Genomic DNA, 19,523 nt, shown 5'->3' with positions numbered 1-19,523 from the left:
TGTTGCCACGAATTGCACTAATTTTCACGAATTAAATTGTTTTTAGAATAGGTAATAAAATTTGTGAAAATTAGTGGAATTCGTGGCGAATAAAAAAAATCATTTTAATCTGTGAAATCTGTGGCAAAAACTATTAAAAACCGAATACTATTTATATGAAAATATCCAAACTTCAAGCTTTTACACCCTTATTTTATTTAGTGTGGTCAGATGATTTACTGACACAGAAAGAATTTTCTACTTTAAAAAATTTCATCAATTCGCTAACTGTTTTATCAGAAGAAGAAAAAGGATATTTATTATCTAAAGTTGATATTTCAAATCCGCCTTCGCGAAATGAACTCACACAATGGAAATCGGATATTGAAAAAAGTATTCAGGATACTTCTTCTATAAAATCGATTTTTGATATTGCAAAAGCACTTTCAGGCAACGATTTAGATTTATCTCCAATAGAATCAGATTTTAAAAAACTAGAAAATGATTTAGGAATTTTGGGCGAAGAAGCGCTTCAGAATTTCAAAACAAAAACGGGTTCTTTTACCGCAAATTCTCATACAAACGCAAGTTTTGACATTCAGAAAATCACAAAAATTTTAGACGGAAAAGAAGCAACAATAATTGAAAAAGTAAAATCGGTTATTTCTAGACCTGAATTTGCTTATGAAACTTCTACAGATATTAATGTTTTCAGAGAAACGGTCTACAAATGGTGTAAAATTTTAGCCGATGAAAATCTTGGAAGTATGGCTTATCCGAAGGAATACGGTGGAGGAGGAAACGTAGAAGATTATTTTGCTATTATGGAAACGCTGAGTTACCACGATTTAAGTTTGGTAATAAAATTCGGTGTTCAGTTTGGGCTTTGGGGAATGAGCGTTCAATCTTTAGGAACAGAAAAACATTATGCTAAATATTTGAAAGACATTGGTTCACTAAAACTTCCAGGCTGTTTTGCGATGACCGAAACACATCACGGATCTAATGTAAAAGGTTTAGAAACTACTGCAACTTACAATCATAATGATCAGACTTTTACGATTCATACACCAAATAAAAATGCTCAGAAAGAATATATCGGAAATGCAGCAGTTCATGGACAAATGGCAACTGTATTTGCAAAACTAATTATCGACGGACATGATTATGGCGTAAATGCTTTTGTTGTCCCGTTAAGAGATTCCAACGGAAATGTTGCAAAAGGCGTAACCATTGGCGATTGCGGACATAAAATGGGACTAAACGGGGTTGATAACGGAACAATTAGTTTCGACAATGTAATAATTCCGAAAGACGATATGCTGGATCGTTTTGCTTCTGTAAATGAAAAAGGCGAATTTGAAAGTCCGATTCCGAGTGATAACAGACGATTTTTTACAATGTTAGGAACTCTGGTTGGAGGAAGAATCGGAATTCCGCGTTCTGCTTTAGCGGCTGCAAAATCAGGATTGACAATTGCTGTTCGCTACAGCGATCAAAGAAGGCAATTTGGACCAGAAGGCGGATCTGAAGTTCCGATTTTAAACTACAGAATGCATCAACGTAGATTATTGCCACATTTGGCAAAAACTTATGCGGTTCATTTTGCCCTTCAATATCTTACAAATAGATTTTTAAATAGAACCGAAGCAGAAATGCAGGAAATCGAAGCTTTGGCGGCCGGAATGAAATCGTATTCGACTTGGAGCACGAGAGATATTTTGCAAGAATGTCGTGAAGCTTGCGGAGGAAAAGGTTATTTGTCTGAAAATAGGATAGATGCCTTAAAAAACGACACTGAAATTTATACCACTTTTGAAGGCGATAATACGGTTTTAATGCAATTGGTGGCTAAAAATCGTTTGTCTGAATTTAGAAAATCGTTTGGAGAAATGGGTTCTTTAGGAATCATTAATTATGTTTACGAAAACGCTAAAACGGCAATTACGGAGAAAAATCCAATAGCGACACGCAGAACAGATGACGAACATTTATTAGATAGCGAATTTCATCTTCAGGCTTTCGTTCATAGGGAAAAAACAATTTTGGCTTCGGCAGCAAGACGTATTAAAAAATTGGTCGATGGCGGTTTAGAAGCGTATGATGCTTTTAATGTTGTTCAGCATCAAATGATTGATGTGGCTCAGGCTTATTTGGAAAGAATTGTTTTAGAACAATTTCAAACTGCAATAAAAGAAGTTGAAGATTTGCAATCTAAAGCCATTTTGACAAAATTGAATCAATTGTATGCACTTTCTCAAATAGAAAAAAATAAAGCTTGGTATTTAGAAGACGGATATATGGAAGCAGTAAAAACGAAAGCAGTTCGAAAAATTGTCAATCAGCTTTGTTGGGACATTCGTCCAGACGCTGTGGCTTTGGTAAATGCATTTGATATTCCAGAAAGCTGTTTAGCTGCACCAATTGCAGTAAATCTTTAATTTTGAAATAAAACTATAATAGATGATTTCAGTTTAATAAATTTAAACTGAAATCATTTTGTTTATAACTGGATTGAGTTTGTGATTTTTTTATTTATAGCAAAATCTAAACGCAACCCATTTTTAGTACATTTTAACCACATTTAAATAATTCGTTTTTTATATTTTCGCTTTGCTATATTTGTAATTCCTTTATATTAAATCGTCTTGAAAAATTATTACTTGTTTCTAATTCTTATTTTGATAAATTTTCCAGTTTTTGCATTGGATAATACAGATGTTATTTTAAAAGAATTAAATGAAGCGATTAAAAATAAACAGCATTATGTAAAGATTAAAGAAGAACGAATTTTCAACTTCAAAAAAATAAAATCGGAGAATTTGACAAAAGAGCAAGAGTATAATTACAACAAAACATTATACCTTGAATATCAAAAGTTAAATACAGATTCTGCCATTCAATATGTAAAAAAGAATTTAAGAATTGCAGAACAACTTCAAAACAAAGAACTTTTAAATTTAGCACAATTACAATTAGTTACGCTTTATTCTTCGTCAGGAAAATATCGTGAATCTGAAGCTATTTTAAAAAGTATAAATAAAAAAAATCTGTCGGCTTCTTTGCTTCCAAACTATTACATTTCGTATCGAGAGTTTTTTGAGCATTATGCTGCAAATAGCGATAATCGACAATATAGAATACAGATTGGAAAATATCGTGATTCATTATTAGCAGTTCTAAATCCGAATACTTTAGATTATCAAATAAATAGAATTCAGCAGAATATTTTCATTCATAAAAAATATAAAGAACCAGAAAAGCAATTACTTTCTTTATTAAGTAAAACAAAAGAGGAAAGTCCGAACTACGCAATGATCACTTATTTGCTTGGTAAAATTGCTGAAGCGACACATCAATTAGAATCGAGAAAAAAATATTACGCGCTTTCTGCCACTTCCGATATTAAAAATGCCAATAAAGACAATGCTTCATTGCAAGAATTAGCTTTGGTTTTTTATGAAATTGGAGATGTAGATATGGCGTATAAATTGACGCAATCTGCTATTGAAGATGCGCTTTATTGTAATGTTCAGTTTAGAACTTTATTGATGTCAGAAGTTTATTCGATTATCAATACCGTTTATCAGGAACGTGAAGCAGAGCGTAAAAGCGAATTGCAAATTTATCTGCTTTGCATTAGTTTGCTTTCTTTGTTTTTGCTGGTTGCGATTATTTATGTGTACAAACAAATGAAGAAAGTTTCGAGAATTCGAACAGAACTTTATGAAACAAGTCAGAAACTAGCAGAATTAAACAAAGATATAACCGAAACCAATAGCCAACTTCAAGAAAGTAATTTGCAATTGTCTGAATCTAATTTAGTTAAAGAAGAATATATTGCGCATTTTTTCAATCTTTGTTCTACTTATATCAATAAACTGGAGAATTACCGCATCATTTTAAATAAAAAAGCCACCGCAAAACAGTTTGACGAAATTTACAAAATTCTAAAATCAACAACTTTGGTTGATAATGAATTGGAAGAATTGTACAAGAATTTTGATATTATATTTCTGAATTTATATCCAACATTCGTTAAAGATTTTAATGCTTTATTAATTCCCGAAGAACAAATTGTGCTTAAACAAAATGAATTATTAAATACCGAACTTCGAATTTTTGCTTTAATCAGATTAGGAATTACAGATAGCGTTAAGATAGCTGCATTTTTACGTTACTCTTTAAGCACAATTTATAACTATCGAACAAGAGCTCGAAATAAGGCAGCCGTTTCGCGAAATGACTTCGAAGAAATGGTTATGAAAATCGGTATAATGTCTTTGAAATCATAAATATTTATTTTAAATCTACTACTTTTTTTGTTAGTTTTTTTATTTTAAATATTTGTAAATCAGTATTTTATTTTTTTAAACCACTACTTTTTTCTATCTAAAAATGTAACTTGTACGATAACGTTTTAGTTTTACAATATGATAGAAAAAGTTTTATAATAATACTTTATACTATTATCTAACTAATGCTTTAATAATTACTGTTATGTTAAAAAACGTTAAAACAATTGTTGTTTTACTTTTACTAAGTTCTTTTGGGATGAATGCCCAAGACAAAGTTCCAGTTTATCTAGACGATAAAAAACCAATGAATGAGCGTGTAGAAGATGCGCTTAAGCGAATGACAACCGAAGAGAAGATCGCCATGATTCATGCGCAATCTAAATTTAGTTCTCCGGGTGTAAAACGTCTTGGAATTCCGGAAAACTGGATGACCGACGGACCACACGGAATTCGTACAGAGGTAAAATGGGACGAATGGGATCAAGCAGGATGGACAAACGATTCTTGTATCGCTTTTCCTGCGCTTACAGCTCTTTCATCAACTTGGAACAAAGAATTGGCTTCTTTATATGGTAAATCAATAGGAGAAGAAGCGCGTTTTCGTAACAAAAATGTATTATTAGGTCCTGGTGTAAACATTTACAGAAGCCCATTAAACGGTCGTAATTTCGAATACATGGGAGAAGATCCGTTTTTAGCTTCTAAAATGGTTGTTCCTTATATTAAAGGAGTTCAGTCAAATGGAGTTGCTGCCTGCGTAAAACACTTCGCTTTAAACAATCAAGAAACAAATCGTAATTCGGTTAACGTAATCGTTGACGACCGTGCGTTGTACGAAATTTATCTTCCAGCTTTTAAAGCTGCTGTTCAAGAAGGTGATGTTTGGGCAATTATGGGCGCTTACAATAAATATAAAGGACAACAATGTTGCCACAACGAATATTTATTAAACGATATTCTTCGCGGAGAATGGGGTTTCAAAGGAGTTGTAGTTTCGGATTGGGGTGGAGTTAATGATACTAAACAAGCAATTCACAACGGTTTGGATATGGAATTTGGTTCATGGACAAACGGACTTTCTTGGGGAACAAGTAATGCTTATGACAACTATTATTTAGCAAAACCATATTCTGAAATGATCAGAAAAGGTGAAGTTGGAACCAAAGAATTAGACGAAAAAGTGCGTCGTATTTTACGTTTGTCTTTCTTAACTACAATGGATAGAAATCGTCCTTTTGGATCTTTTGGAACAGAAGAACACGCTTTGGCTGGCCGTAAAATCGCTGAAGAAGGAATTGTTTTATTGCAAAACAACAATAATATTCTTCCAATCAATCTTTCTAAAACTAAAAAGATTGCTGTAATTGGAGAAAATGCCATCAAAATGATGACAGTTGGAGGAGGAAGTTCTTCGCTTAAAGCAAGATACGAAATTACTCCGCTTGAAGGTTTGAAGAAAAGAATCGGAAACCAAGCTGAAATTGTATACGCAAGAGGTTACGTTGGAGATCCTACAAGTAATTATAATGGAGTTATTGCTAAAGTTAGTTTAGAAGAAAAACGTCCTCAGGCAGAATTGACTGCTGAAGCTTTAAAAATTGCTAAAGATGCAGATATTGTTCTTTTCATTGGAGGTTTAAACAAAAGTGAAAACCAAGACGATGAAGGACACGATCGTAAACATTTAGAATTGCCTTATGGTCAAGACAAATTAATTAGCGAATTAGCAAAAGTGAATAAAAACATTGTTTTCGTAAACATTTCTGGAAACGCAGTAGCAATGCCTTGGATTAAAGAAGTTCCAGGAGTTGTTCAAGGCTGGTTTTTAGGAACTGAAGCAGGAAATGCTTTGGCGAATGTTTTGGTTGGAGATGTTAATCCGTCTGGAAAATTATCTTTCACTTTCCCAGTAAAATTAGCTGATAACGGCGCGCACGCTTTAGGAGAATTTCCTGGTGGGGATGAAGTAAAATACAATGAAGGAATTTTTGTTGGTTACCGTTGGGTTGACAAAAATAAAATCAAACCTTTATTTCCTTTTGGATATGGTTTGAGCTACACAACTTTTGCTTACGGAAAAGTTACGGCTGACAAAAAACAGATTAACGCTGGAGATAAAATTACATTCTCAGTTAATGTGAAAAATACTGGAAGTAGAGAAGGATCAGAAGTGGTTCAATTGTACATTACAGATTCGAAATCTTCATTACCTCGTCCGATAAAAGAATTGAAAGGTTTTGAGAAAGTAGCTCTTAAAGCTGGAGAAGAAAAAACAGTAACGTTTACAATTGATAAAACGGCTTTAAGTTTCTTCGACGATAAAAAACATGACTGGGTTGCAGAACCTGGTGATTTCGAAGCAATTATTGGTGCTTCATCAACAGATATAAAATCTAAAGTGGGATTCTCACTTAAATAAGTTTTTATTTCTAAAAATTGGTTGGTTTGTAAAGCTGCAAGTGTCAAAATTTGCAGCTTTGCTTTTGTCTTAAAAAAGTTAGATGTTAGAAGTAAAATGTTAGACGTTTTGCTTTCTCTAAATTAGAATCAAATAAAAATGAAAAGACTATTATTTTTTACAATTGGACTTGTATTGTGCCAAAATATTTCAGCACAAACGCTCAATAAAATGCAATGGTTTAATGAACCTGAAAAATGGGAAATTAAAAACAATGCTTTAATTATGAATGTTACCGCAAATAGCGATTATTGGAGAATTTCTCATTACGGATTTACTGTTGATGACGCGCCTTTCTACTACGCAAATTATGGCGGTGAATTTGAAGCTAAAGTAAAGTTGACAGGAAATTACATTGCTAGATTTGATCAAATGGGTTTAATGATTCGCATTGACGAAAAAAACTATATCAAAACAGGTGTTGAGTTTGTTGACGGAAAATTTAATGTTAGCACCGTTGTCACACACGATAAAAGCGATTGGAGTGTAACAACTCTAGATAAAGTACCGCCTTTTATCTGGATTAAAGCCGTTAGAAGATTAGATGCCGTTGAGATATTCTATTCTTTTGATGATAAAAATTACATCATGACCAGAAACGCACCGTTACAAGATAATACGCCAGTTATGGTTGGTTTAATGGCTGCTTCTCCAGACGGAAAAGGCTTTGAAGCTAAATTCGAAAACTTTTCTGTAAAACATTTGCCAGATCAAAGAAGAGCGGAATGGCTTAAAAACCATCAATAATTGTTAATTGTAAATTATCAATTATCAATTAACCACTAACAATTAATAATTCACCATTATTATGAATGATATTACACCTAAAAAACACTACGAAATTCTAGATGGTCTGCGTGGTGTTGCAGCTATTTTGGTAGTTGCTTTTCATATATTTGAAGCTTTTGCTGGCGGAAATCGTTTCAAGCAAATTATCAATCACGGATATCTTGCCGTTGATTTCTTTTTCCTTTTATCTGGATTTGTTGTCGCTTACGCGTATGACGATCGCTGGGCAAAAATGACACAATGGGAATTTTACAAACGCCGATTAATTCGTCTCCAGCCAATGGTAATCATGGGAATGATCATTGGTGCGATCTTTTATTATTTTCAAGCTTCAGATATATTATTTCCAATGATTGGAGGAATGGAAGTTTGGAAAGTAATTCTAACTATGGTAATTGGTTTTACATTATTGCCAATTCCGCCTTCTTTGGAAATTAGAGGTTGGGGAGAAATGCATCCGTTAAATGGCCCAGCGTGGTCACTTTTTTTCGAATATATCGCGAATATCTTATACGCCTTAATCTTCCGTAAATTTTCAAATAAAGTAATGTCGGTTTTTGTATTGATATTTGCTGGATTGCTAATCAATTATACCGTTTTTGGACCAAAAGGTGATGTAATAGGAGGCTGGTCACTAAATTTAGAACAGCTCAATGTTGGTTTTACACGTTTATTATATCCATTTTTTGCGGGAGTTTTGTTATGTCGTTTGGGGAAACTAATTCATGTAAAAAACGCTTTCTGGATTTGTACCCTTTTGATAACAATTGTTTTAGCGCTTCCAAGATTAGGAGATGAAAATAGCCTTTGGCTAAATGGTATATATGAATCGATTTGTATTATTTTAATTTTCCCGCTTATTGTATCGATTGGCGCGGGAGGAGAAATTAAAAACGAACTTTCTTTAAAAATATGCAAAGCTTTAGGAGATATTTCTTATCCGATTTACATTACGCATTATCCTTTAATTTACTGGTTTACAGCTTGGGTTGTAGACAATAAAGTTTCAATGGCAGATGGATATTTAGAAGGAATTGGAGTTTTAATTGTAAGCATCATTTTAGCTTTTGTCTGCTTAAAGTTATATGATGAACCAGTTAGAAATTGGCTTGTAAATAAATTTCAAAAAAGATCTAATTAAGAGACAAAGAAACAAAGTGACAAAGGTGCAAAGTTTTTTATACTTTATCCCTTTGTATCTCTGCAAGCTTGTAACTCAATAAAAACATTGAATTTCTAAATTTTGTTAGTTGTAGATATTCATTAAAAGGATAAACTTAATTGTTTATCCTTTTTTATATTTTGTTTACAAATTTTTGCATTAGACAATCATTCCGTAGGAATGTTTCGTTGGTAGAAAAAAAATAATGACCAAAACATTTACGTTCCGTAGGAACGTTTGATATACGAAAGAATTAGAGACACGAAAGCAAACGTTCCTACGGAACGTAAAACCCGGCAACAAAATTATTTTCTACCAACGAAATGTTCCTACGGAACAAAGAAATATCTAAAAAAATGGTCGCCTCACTTTTGAGACAGCCATAAAAAAAAATAATAAAGAGAATCAAAAAGAAAACCTCTGTCCCTTTGAGCCTCTGCCTCTTTGAACCTTCATTACAATAATTCATAAAAATTTCTTTTCCCAATTTTAATTTTGGTCTCTTTTTTTAATGAAATCAATTCGTACGGATTTATAATTTTTTCGTGATTAATCTGAACGGCGCCACTTTCAATCAATCTTCTGTTTGCCGATTTCGTAATGTCATTTTTGATTAAAGCACACAAATCAATTAATGCAATTTCATTCAATTCATTTCCTAACGAAGAAATCATAACCGACATAAATGATTTTGCCTCTGCATTTTTATTTTGAAATTGATTGATAAAGAATTTCTCTGCATCTTCAGCGCTTATTGCATCATGGTATTGCGTTATAATGTTTTTTGCAATTAACTTTTTAATGTTCATCGGATTTTCGATTTCAAGTCTTTTCTTAATTTCTTGTTTTTCTTTGAATGAAAAATCGGTTGTCAGATCTAAAAATTCTAAAATAAGATCATCAGGAATTGACATCGTTTTGCCAAACATTTCATTAGGTTCATCTGTTAAGCCGATAATATTATTTAGAGATTTACTCATTTTTTCCTTTCCATCAAGACCTTTTAACAAAGGCATGCATATTACAATTTGTCCAGGCATCTTGAAATTTTCTTGCAATTGCCTTCCCATTGTACAATTAAAAAGCTGATCTGTGCCACCCATTTCGATATCGGCATTAATTTTAACCGAATCAAAACCTTGTAAAATTGGGTAAACCAATTCGTGCATTGCAATCGGAGAATTCTCTGCAAAACGCTTATTGAAGTCATTTCTGTGCATTAATTGCGCAACAGTTACATTAGACATAATCTGAATCACTTCGGAAAAAGAAAGTTTGTCCAGCCAGTCAGAATTAAAAACAATCTGTGCTTTATCAACATCAATAATTTTTGACAATTGTGCAATGTAAGTTTCCGCATTATGTTGAACCTCTTCTGCATTTAAAGGTTTTCTGCTTTTGTTTTTTCCAGTTGGATCGCCAATTTGAGCTGTAAAACTTCCTACTATAATTACAATTTGGTGCCCTAAATCCTGAAACTGTTTCAGTTTTTTTAATACAACGGCATGTCCCAAATGTAAATCGGGAGCCGTTGGATCAAAACCAAGTTTGATAATCAGTTTTCTGTTTTCTTTTTCCGCCTGATTTAATTTTTCTTCCAAACCATTTTCAGGAAGAAAGATTGCGGTGTTTTCTTTAAGTTTTTGAATTGTTTCCATTTTTTTGAAAATAAAAAAGCCCGGACAAAATGCCCGGGCTTTAAGGTTTATATAATTTATCTATTTAATTTACAATAGTGAATACGTTGAATTATATGCATAGCCTATCCGAGCAGATATTATTGCATAATAATAAGTGCTGAAAAAAGGAAGACGTAATATGCTGTTCAAGAATTTCATGACTGCAAAGATAAAATTTTTAATTATGTATTCAAAAAAAGCATTTTTCATTTTGAACCTTTCTTAAAATATTTAATTTTTTACGTTCAGTAGTAATGTATGAAATGCTAGAGCATTTAGAACGATACCCAACGTTCCTACGGAACGTGAAAACCGGCAACAACATTATTTTCTACCGACGAGATGTTCCGATGGAACAAAATAATAGATAAAAAAAAGTGGTTGTCTCATTTTTTGAGACAACCACTTTTTTTAAATATAGTAATAAAGACAATCAAAAGGAAAATCTCTTTCCCTCTGAACCTTTGCCTCTTTGAACCTTTAAAAAAAACTTATTCTAAAACCAATTGGCCTAAAGCTTCTTTACTAAAACCTTTTAACTCCTCAGTTTTTCCAGCTTTAATTTTCGCAACCCAATTCGGATCAGATAAAAGAGGTCTTCCAACAGCAACTAAATCAAAATCGCCTCTGTCGAAACGTCTGTTTAATTCTTCCAAAGAAGTTGGCTGAGAACTCTCTCCAGCAAATGCGCCAAAGAAATCGCCAGAAAGTCCAACAGAACCTACTGTAATAGTTGGTGCTCCAGTAACTTTTTTAGCCCAACCTGCAAAGTTTAAGTCAGAATCTTCAAATTCTGGTTCCCAGAATCTGCGTTGAGAAGCGTGTATAATATCAATTCCTGCATCAACAAGCGGAGTAAGCCAAGCTTCTAATTCCTGCGGATTTTTGGCCAGTTTATAATTGTAATCAGAAGGTTTAAATTGAGAAAAACGCATGATCACAGCGAAATCATTTCCAACTTGTCTTCTAATTTCTTTTATAACTTCAATAGCAAAACGATTACGTTCCGGCAATGTTTTTCCTCCGTAAATATCTTCACGTAAATTGGTTTCAGCTCTAAAGAATTGATCGATTAAATAACCGTGTGCACCATGAATTTCGATAGTATCAAAACCTAATCTTTTAGCATCAGCTGCAGCTTTACCAAAAGCAAGAATAGTATCTTCAATATCTTTTTCAGACATAGCAATACCATTTCTAAAATCTGGACGATTCAAACCAGACGGACCTTCAAAAGGAACAGGAGGAACCCATCCAGAATGATGATTATCCATAATTCCCATATGCCAAATTTGTGGTCCCATTTTTCCGCCAGCAGCGTGAACTTCATTAATTACTTTTTCCCATCCTTTTAAGGCTAAATCGCCATAAAAATGAGGAACATTTGCATCATTTGAAGAAGAAGCTCTGTCAATTACAGTTCCTTCAGATAATATTAAACCAACTTCGCCTTCAGCTCTTTTTTGGTAGTAAGCGGCTACTTCGTCAGTTGGAACTCCGTTTGGAGAAAATGAGCGCGTCATTGGCGCCATTACGATTCTGTTTTTCAGGTTTAACGTTTTTAAGTTAAACGGAGAAAAAAGGTTGTTTGTACTCATAGTAATTTTACAAATTAGATTGAATTAATTTACTGAGTGCTTCAAAGGCACCTTCGTTACGTTTATAATAAGTCCATTGTCCAACACGTTTGGCTTCTATGAATCCAGCGCGTTGTAAAATAGACAGGTATTCTGATACTGTAGATTGTGTCAAACCAGCTTTAGCCTGAATTTGCCCAACACAAACTCCGTGTTCAAATCCAGCGTGCTGCAATTGATCAGGAAAGTTGATTTCAGGCTCTTTTAGCCATTCCAGCATTTGCAATCTGGATTTATTTGATAAGGCTTTAAATATTTCTATCTTTTCCATGATGCAAATATATCGACTTTTCCCGATATGCCAATTAAGTAAAAAATATTTAGGATAATTTTATGATGAAGTAGAGGAAATGAGGAAGAATTTGTAAAGAAAAATTATATTTGCTTATGAATTAATCTCGCAAACCGAAACCGATTTTATTCTCATTTCTTCGTAGAAATGACAAATGTTGAGGCAAAACATGATTAAAAAACAACCCCAAATCCAAATAAAACTTAATCTATTATGAAAAAAACTTTACTCATTGCAGCATTTTTATGTTGTGTAGTTACCAATTCAAAAGCACAAGTTGTAGGCGTTGATGTTGGAGATATTGCACCAGAAATAGATCTTCCAAATACAAAGGGAGAAAACGTGGCACTTTCGTCATTACGAGGTTCATTGGTTTTAGTAGATTTTTGGGCTTCTTGGTGCGGGCCTTGCATTAAAGAACAGCCATTATTAGTAAAATTGCACAATGCTTATCCTGAAAAATTATCTATTTATGGAGTTTCTATGGATACTAAAAAGCCATTGTGGACAGCTGCAATTGCAAAGGGAAAATTACCTTGGATAAATGTTAGCGATTTAAAATACTGGCAATCTCCTTTTGTTGCTGACTATAGATTGCAATCTGTTCCGTTGAATTTTTTAGTGGATAAAAACGGAATTATTTTAGCAAAAAATATTCATGGAAAAGCTTTGGAAGATAAAATTAAAAGTCTGTTGGCACCGTGATGATTCATAAAATGGAGTCAAACCTCTCTCTGTCAGATTTTCGTTTAAGATTGCAGAATAATATAGAAATTGGTTCTTTAAAAGTGAATCTAAGACGCTTTAGGCTATTTCCCATTTTTGGCGGAGTAAAACCTTTTTACGGACTTTTTGATGATAATAGTTTTCGATTAACTATAAATTCATCGACATCGCCAACTATTTTTATTGTTAGAGGAAATTACAAGAATATTGATAATAGGGTTAATGTGAATTATATTGTTGAAGAAAACAGCAAATTTCAGCTGCTTTGGACAAAATTTTCTCCAGTAGTCTTTCTAATATTCATCAATATATTTTTTCTTTTCTTTGGAAGAGGTCTCAGGCGAGCAACTACAATTGTGAGTTTGTTTCTTCTGCTTGTCATTTTCTATTCCAGATGGAAAGAAGAAAGGAAAAGGAAAAAATTAGAACGAAATTTTATTAGAATCTTTGAAATTAAATGAGTAAAAAAGATTGCGGATAAAATTTTGACAAAGATTAATCCGTTAAGCAAAACTTGAAACCTGAAACATGCGAAACCTGAAACTAAAATTTTAAAAAGCAATTCCAAATTGAAAACCGATTGTAATAGAAATAGGATGATCATTTCCAAAACGGACAGGTAAAGGAACGGCAACAAAATAACTGCAATTATCACTTTTGAGTACAGTTTTATTTATGACAGGTGTAAAACCATATCTACCGCTGCTTTCAAAAGCGGCTCTTCCTGCAAAAGTGTAACCATTTCCTAAAGCTACTAAAACGCCTGGATGAAATAATAAATTAGTCACTTTATCACTGTCTCCTTGAACTCTAATATTTGGAACAACTTCAAAAGAAAAACCTATTTTTTGATTTTTCCAAATGTTGATGCCAGTTGGAAATCCGACGGCATAATAATCTCTAAAATTTACGGTCGTTTGTTCACTGCTAAAAGTGGCGATTGGATGAAGAATTCCAAAATAGCCTGTAATTTTTGGATATGTAGTTTGAGAAAATCCAGAGAAACTTAAAATAAATAAAGTAATTGCGTAAAAGTGTTTTAATGATTTCATTGTAGTTTTTGTTAATTAATAAAACAAAATTATCGACAATGAAAGTTGAGAAATAGAACACTATTTACCTTTTGTATCTAGATTACTTTTTTAAAGTGTTTTTTCTATAAGAAGAAGGATTTTTTCCTGTTTGCAATTTGAAGATTCTGGTAAAATGACTTTGATCTGAAAAGCCCGTCATATAAGCTATTTCGGTTAAAGTATAAGAGGTATTTTGAATAAGATTGATTGCTTTTTCTATCCGAAGTTTACGCACGTATTCACCGAAATTTAAATCTTCAAAATATTTAGAAAACTCTCTCGATAAATAAGATGGATTCAATTCTAATTCGTTTGAAATTTTCTTTAAATCAAAAGTAAACTGTGCATCAATTTGATCCTGAATGATATTTTTTAATTCCTTAACCCATAAAGGCGTTTTTTGATTTGATTTTTTTTCAATCAAAAACTTATTATAAACTTCGTGAAGTAAACTTTCAAATGGGCTATTTTGAAGATGATTTTGTTTGTGTAGATATTTTGCCCAGCTATACAATGCATCGTATAATTTTAGGCCAGTTTCGAGCAATTCGGTATCGTTTGTAATATTATGAGAAAGTCCAGCTGAAATTGCCCAAAGTCCAGCTGCTTCTTTGGCAAGATCGTGGCGGTCGGTGTCGGCGCCACGAACAATTTTTGCCATAATTAAAACTGCTGGATCGCTTATTTGATACTTTTTAATGATGTAATCAAAAGTGCATTCTTCGTTATAATGTGTAAACTCAACATCCGGAATGTCAAACGGAATTGCGTCTAATTCCTTCGCTTTTGCTACAACTTCATCAAAGGGTACATAAATAAATTCGGCCTCTGTGTCAACAAATTTTTTGATTAGCCACGGACAGGCAATTCTATCGATTTTAGGTCTTTCTCTAGTAATCCACTTCATTTTGTAAAGAAAAACAAATTAATTTCCATCAGTTGGATTTTTCTTTACCCCTCCAAAACTTGTTTTCAGCATTTCTCTAATCTGAAACTGCGTCTTGTTTCCCGATGCGCTTTTCCAATCTTTCAAATCAAATATATGAATTTGATCTGCGTAAGGATTTGTTAAAAATGAAATTCGTGAAATTGCGTATTTATAGTATTTCAGTTCGTGAGAAACATGACGATTTGGAACAACAATAAGTATGTTTTCCCATTTCAAAAAGTCCTTCGGAACATCGTTTCGTTCTAATAATCCTAAAGATTCAAAAAAAGCATTAATCTTCTGATCGTTAAGCTCGTTAATCTTATGATCGAGGGTTTTAAATTTACTGTGGAGTCTATTTTCGTTTATAATAGTACTCATAATTTTTTTCGCTTTTTTATGATTTTAAAATAAAGTTACATCAAAAGAAAATCATTTTTGATTTTGAAGCCATTAGATTCATTCTAAATTTTGAATGCCATTTTACGGCTTTAAATATTAGGGAGTTATCATATTTTGATAAAATACTATCGATTTCTTTTCTTCAAAAGCTTTATTTTTATCGTTATTTGATTTTACTAACAAACCAACCTATGAAAACCACTTTTACTCAAAAAGCAATTTTGTTGTTTTTTCTCTTTTTGCTATTGCCAATTTCTGCTCAGAATAAATCGGCTAGAGAATTAATTTTAATTGATAAAGATTGGCGGTTTTCATTCGGACATTTATACGATACCAAAAAAGATTTCGGTCACGCCGAAGGTTATTTTTCATACTTAACTAAAACTGGATTTGGCGACGGACCAGCTGCTTCAGGATTTGACGATCGCGCGTGGAGAAAATTAGATTTGCCACACGATTGGGCCGTAGAACAGCCTTTTAGCGAAAGCGCCAGTTTTAGCCACGGATTTAAAGCTGCTGGTAAAAATTTTCCGGAGAAAAGTATTGGTTGGTACAGAAAAAAAATAACGATTCCGAATAGCGATTTAGGGAAAATTATTTCATTAAAATTTGATGGCGTTTTTAGAAATTCAAAAGTCTTTTTTAACGGATTTTATTTAGGAACTGAACAAAGCGGTTACAATGGTTTTGAATACGATGTATCGGCTTATGTAAATTATGGCGGTGAAAATACGATTTCTGTTCGTGTTGATGCTTCAATGGAAGAAGGCTGGTTTTACGAAGGCGCTGGAATTTACAGACATGTATATCTGCAAAAAACAAATCCGATTTATGTTAAGACAAATGGAACTTTTATAACCTCAGAAATTAAAGGAACCAATGCAGAAATAACGGCAGAAGTTTCTATTGAAAATAAAGGAAATTCTAAAGGTGATTTAGAAATTATTCAGACGATTTTTGATGCTTCGAATAAGCAAATTTCTACTAATTCTGAAAAAAATAATACACCAGAATTTTATAAAACATCAAAATATATTTCAAAATTAAACGTCAAAAATCCGCTTTTATGGGATGTTGATAATCCGAATTTGTATCGTTTGGTAACTAAAATTAGGCAAAATGGAAAAGTCATTGACATTTATGAAACATCTTTCGGAATCAGAACAATAAAGTTTGATCCAGAAAATGGTTTTTTTCTAAACGGAAAACCTTTAAAACTAAAAGGAACAAACAATCACCAAGATCACGCTGGAATTGGAACAGCGCTTCCAGACGAAATTCAATATTATAGAATTAAAAAGCTGAAAGAAATGGGTTCTAATGCTTATCGTTGTTCGCATCATCCGCCTACGCCAGAATTATTGAAAGCTTGCGACGAATTAGGAATGTTGGTTATTGATGAAACTCGTTTAATGGGAATTAATGATTATCATCTGAATGATTTAAAACGAATGATGGAGCGCGACCGAAATCATCCAAGTATTTTTTGCTGGTCGGTTGGAAATGAAGAATGGCAAATAGAAGGCGGAATTATTGGCGAAAGAATTACCAATATTATGCAGGATTTCAGCAAAAGCATTGATCCGACAAGACCTGTAACGGTGGGAATTAGCAGCGGATTTAAAAGTGGAATATCTTCTGTGGTTGAAATTATGGGTTATAATTATCTCGGAAACGGCGATATTGATGCGCACAGAAATCAGTTTAAAAATCAGCCAGGAATGGGAACAGAAGAAGGTTCGACTTTTGCAACGCGCGGAATTTATTTTACTGATGATGCGAAACACTATCAAAGCGCTTACGATAAAAAACCTCGACCGACTTTTTACAGTATTGAAGAAGGTTGGGAATTCTACGCAGAAAGACCTTATTTGGCAGGAATGTTTATTTGGACAGGTTTTGATTATCGCGGAGAACCAACGCCTTACGACTGGCCTTCTGTAACATCGTATTTTGGTATGATGGATGTTTGCGGTTTCCCTAAAGACAATGTTTTTTATCTGAAATCTTGGTGGGGAAAAGAACCCGTTTTGCACTTATTGCCACATTGGAATTGGAGTGGAATGGAAGGCAAAGAAATAGACGTTTGGGCCTATTCTAATTGTGATGAATTAGAGCTCTTTCTAAACAAAAAAAGTTTAGGAAAAAAGAAAATGGAACAAAACGGACATTTAGAATGGAAAGTAAAATACGCACCTGGAACTTTGGAAGCTGTTGGTTATAAAAACGGTAAAAAAGTTTTGACAGAAACTCAAAAAACGACTGGGAAAGCAGAAAATATCAAATTGTCTTTAGATAAAGAAAATATTTTGAAAGGAAATGTTTCTGTAATAACAGTCGAAGTTACTGACAAAAATAGTATTCATGTTCCAACGGCAAATGATGAAATTATGTTTTCTATAAAAGGCGGTAAAATTTTAGGAGTAGGAAATGGCGATCCAACTTCGCTGGAAAGCGATCAATTTATTGATGACATTGCTTTGGTTGCTATAAGTAATTTTAAAGAACAAAAAGTTAATACTGTTTCTTTGCCTCAGCAATTGCCAAATTATTCTGAGAACGAATGGACGGAAGCTTTTAAAGATCGAGATTATAAAAAACAAACGCCATCTTATATTTATAAAGGAGAATTTGATTTGAAAAACAATTCGGCTTCAAATGTTGTGAGTTTCTTTTACAAGAAAATTGGTATTCTAGCTATAGTTTTCATTAACGGAAATAAAATAGAACCAAGTGCAGAAGATTCTCAGAAATATATTCTAAGTTCATCAATTTTAAAAGAAGGAAAAAATACGATTCATATTGCAGCAACGCCTTCACAAAAAATAAAAGATTGGGATGTTATGAATACCGATCCAGGAATTATTCAAGTAATAACACCAGCAGAATCTTGGAAAAGAAAACTTTTTAATGGTTATGCTCAAATCATTATTCAAAAAGATGAAAATGCCAAAGAAGTTATTTTATCCGCTTCCGCGAAAGGATTAAAAGCTGGAAGTTTGAGTTTAAAATAGTTTCAGGTTTCAGGTTTCAAGTTTTATGCGTCGCGTTAAACCTGAAACCTGAAACAAAAAAATAACAAAATAATATTGTTTGATTTTCATAACTTTGCAAAATGAATAATCAAACAGAAACTCAGAATTGCGATTTTACTTCAGATTTAAAACTGAAAGGCTTTAAAGTGTATCAAATAAACGGAGATCAAAGTAAGATTCCCGTTTACAGTCGTAGAGATTTTTATAAAATCTGTATCAATACTAGCAAAAGTCTTATACAATACGCAGATCGCGGAATTGAAACTGACGGAACAATTTTGTTTTTCGGCAATCCGATTATTCCGTATTCTTGGGAAACGCTTTCTGAAGGTTATGAAGGTTATGCCTGTGTTTTTACAGAAGAATTTCTACGAGCAAAAGACCGTTCTGAAACACTTCATGAATCGCCTTTATTTAAAATAGGAGGAACGCCAATTTTTTCTTTAAATGCTGAACAAAAGCTTTTTATAGATTCTTTGTTTCAAAAAATGATTAAAGAATATGAAACAGATTATGTTTTTAAAGACGATTTAATGCGTAGTTACGTCAACTTGATTATTCATGAATCGATGAAAATGCAGCCTTCAGAAAATTTCTTTAAACATAAAAATGCCTCTTCTAGAATTACCTCTTTATTCTTAGAATTGTTAGAAAGACAATTTCCGATAGAAACTAAAAACGAACCTTTGGCATTAAAAACACCTCAAGATTATGCGCAAAGTCTTGCTGTACATGTTAACCATTTAAATCGTTCGGTAAAAGAAGTCACAGGAAAACCGACGACGGCGCATATTACAGAACGAATTATTAATGAAGCAAAGGCTTTGTTGCAACATACAGATTGGAGTATTTCGGATATTGGTTATTCACTTGGATTTGAATATCCGAGTTATTTCAATAATTATTTTAAAAGACTTACAGGCACAGTTCCAAAATCGCTTCGAGTGTAAATTGTTTCAATTTCATAATTTTTTGTTTGAATATTGTTATTTTCAGAAAGTCATGTTGACCTAATTTTGCCTTGAAATTACAACGCTGAAATAATTTATCAGTTTTGGAAAAACT

15 protein-coding genes are annotated in these 19,523 nt (G+C 32.9%); 9 read left to right on the top strand and 6 right to left on the bottom strand.

Annotated elements, in window-relative coordinates; all coding sequences use genetic code 11:
- The first annotated feature begins 155 nt into the window (after window positions 1–155).
- From P0R33_RS02520 to P0R33_RS02500, 5 genes are all read left to right on the top strand, one after another.
- Complete coding sequence (locus P0R33_RS02520) at window positions 156–2,420, top strand: acyl-CoA dehydrogenase (RefSeq protein ID WP_276174068.1); 2,265 nt, start codon at window positions 156–158, stop codon at window positions 2,418–2,420.
- Window positions 2,421–2,627: 207 nt separating this feature from the next.
- Window positions 2,628–4,274, top strand: a complete 1,647-nt coding sequence (locus P0R33_RS02515; protein ID WP_276174067.1) for a DUF6377 domain-containing protein — start codon at window positions 2,628–2,630, stop codon at window positions 4,272–4,274.
- Between the two features lie 205 nt (window positions 4,275–4,479).
- The gene (locus tag P0R33_RS02510; RefSeq protein ID WP_276174066.1) at window positions 4,480–6,696 is read left to right on the top strand and encodes a glycoside hydrolase family 3 C-terminal domain-containing protein; all 2,217 of its coding nucleotides are present in this window, start codon (window positions 4,480–4,482) and stop codon (window positions 6,694–6,696) included.
- Between the two features lie 138 nt (window positions 6,697–6,834).
- Complete coding sequence (locus P0R33_RS02505; protein ID WP_276174065.1) at window positions 6,835–7,482, top strand: DUF1349 domain-containing protein; 648 nt, start codon at window positions 6,835–6,837, stop codon at window positions 7,480–7,482.
- A gap of 61 nt (window positions 7,483–7,543) precedes the next feature.
- Complete coding sequence (locus P0R33_RS02500; RefSeq protein WP_276174064.1) at window positions 7,544–8,665, top strand: acyltransferase; 1,122 nt, start codon at window positions 7,544–7,546, stop codon at window positions 8,663–8,665.
- Between the two features lie 476 nt (window positions 8,666–9,141).
- On the opposite strand, the gene tyrS is transcribed toward P0R33_RS02500, so the two are convergent.
- The 3 genes from tyrS to P0R33_RS02485 form a co-directional block, all read right to left on the bottom strand.
- Entirely contained in the window at window positions 9,142–10,344 is a 1,203-nt protein-coding gene (gene tyrS, locus P0R33_RS02495) for a tyrosine--tRNA ligase (protein WP_276174063.1), read from the bottom strand.
- Between the two features lie 512 nt (window positions 10,345–10,856).
- Entirely contained in the window at window positions 10,857–11,963 is a 1,107-nt protein-coding gene (locus P0R33_RS02490) for an NADH:flavin oxidoreductase (RefSeq protein ID WP_276174062.1), read from the bottom strand.
- 7 nt (window positions 11,964–11,970) lie between these two features.
- Window positions 11,971–12,273, bottom strand: a complete 303-nt coding sequence (locus P0R33_RS02485) for a metalloregulator ArsR/SmtB family transcription factor (RefSeq protein ID WP_229351565.1) — start codon at window positions 12,271–12,273, stop codon at window positions 11,971–11,973.
- A 234-nt stretch (window positions 12,274–12,507) separates the two neighbouring features.
- Between P0R33_RS02485 and P0R33_RS02480 the strand changes: the two genes are divergently transcribed.
- Both P0R33_RS02480 and P0R33_RS02475 read left to right on the top strand, forming a co-directional pair.
- Window positions 12,508–12,999, top strand: a complete 492-nt coding sequence (locus P0R33_RS02480; RefSeq protein WP_276174061.1) for a TlpA disulfide reductase family protein — start codon at window positions 12,508–12,510, stop codon at window positions 12,997–12,999.
- Window positions 13,000–13,010: 11 nt separating this feature from the next.
- Window positions 13,011–13,481, top strand: a complete 471-nt coding sequence (locus tag P0R33_RS02475; protein WP_276174060.1) for a hypothetical protein — start codon at window positions 13,011–13,013, stop codon at window positions 13,479–13,481.
- 90 nt (window positions 13,482–13,571) lie between these two features.
- Here P0R33_RS02475 and P0R33_RS02470 read toward each other — a convergent pair whose 3' ends face one another.
- The 3 genes from P0R33_RS02470 to P0R33_RS02460 all read right to left on the bottom strand — a co-directional run bounded on the left by P0R33_RS02470 (window position 13,572) and on the right by P0R33_RS02460 (window position 15,402).
- A complete protein-coding gene (locus tag P0R33_RS02470; RefSeq protein WP_276174059.1) occupies window positions 13,572–14,072 on the bottom strand; it encodes a hypothetical protein in 501 nt (166 codons plus the stop codon).
- A gap of 82 nt (window positions 14,073–14,154) precedes the next feature.
- Complete coding sequence (locus tag P0R33_RS02465; RefSeq protein ID WP_276174058.1) at window positions 14,155–15,000, bottom strand: chromate resistance protein ChrB domain-containing protein; 846 nt, start codon at window positions 14,998–15,000, stop codon at window positions 14,155–14,157.
- Window positions 15,001–15,018: 18 nt separating this feature from the next.
- Window positions 15,019–15,402, bottom strand: a complete 384-nt coding sequence (locus tag P0R33_RS02460; protein WP_276174057.1) for a hypothetical protein — start codon at window positions 15,400–15,402, stop codon at window positions 15,019–15,021.
- Window positions 15,403–15,614: 212 nt separating this feature from the next.
- Between P0R33_RS02460 and galA the strand changes: the two genes are divergently transcribed.
- On the top strand, window positions 15,615–18,437 hold the full coding sequence (gene galA / locus P0R33_RS02455) for a beta-galactosidase GalA (protein ID WP_276174056.1): 2,823 nt from the start codon (window positions 15,615–15,617) through the stop codon (window positions 18,435–18,437).
- A 101-nt stretch (window positions 18,438–18,538) separates the two neighbouring features.
- Entirely contained in the window at window positions 18,539–19,408 is an 870-nt protein-coding gene (locus P0R33_RS02450; protein WP_276174055.1) for a helix-turn-helix domain-containing protein, read from the top strand.
- Window positions 19,409–19,523 lie beyond the last annotated feature (115 nt).

The organism is Flavobacterium sp. YJ01 (assembly GCF_029320955.1).
GTDB lineage: Bacteria > Bacteroidota > Bacteroidia > Flavobacteriales > Flavobacteriaceae > Flavobacterium.
The sequence above is the reverse complement of the archived record's forward strand: the minus strand, read 5'-3'. Positions and strand labels throughout refer to the sequence as shown.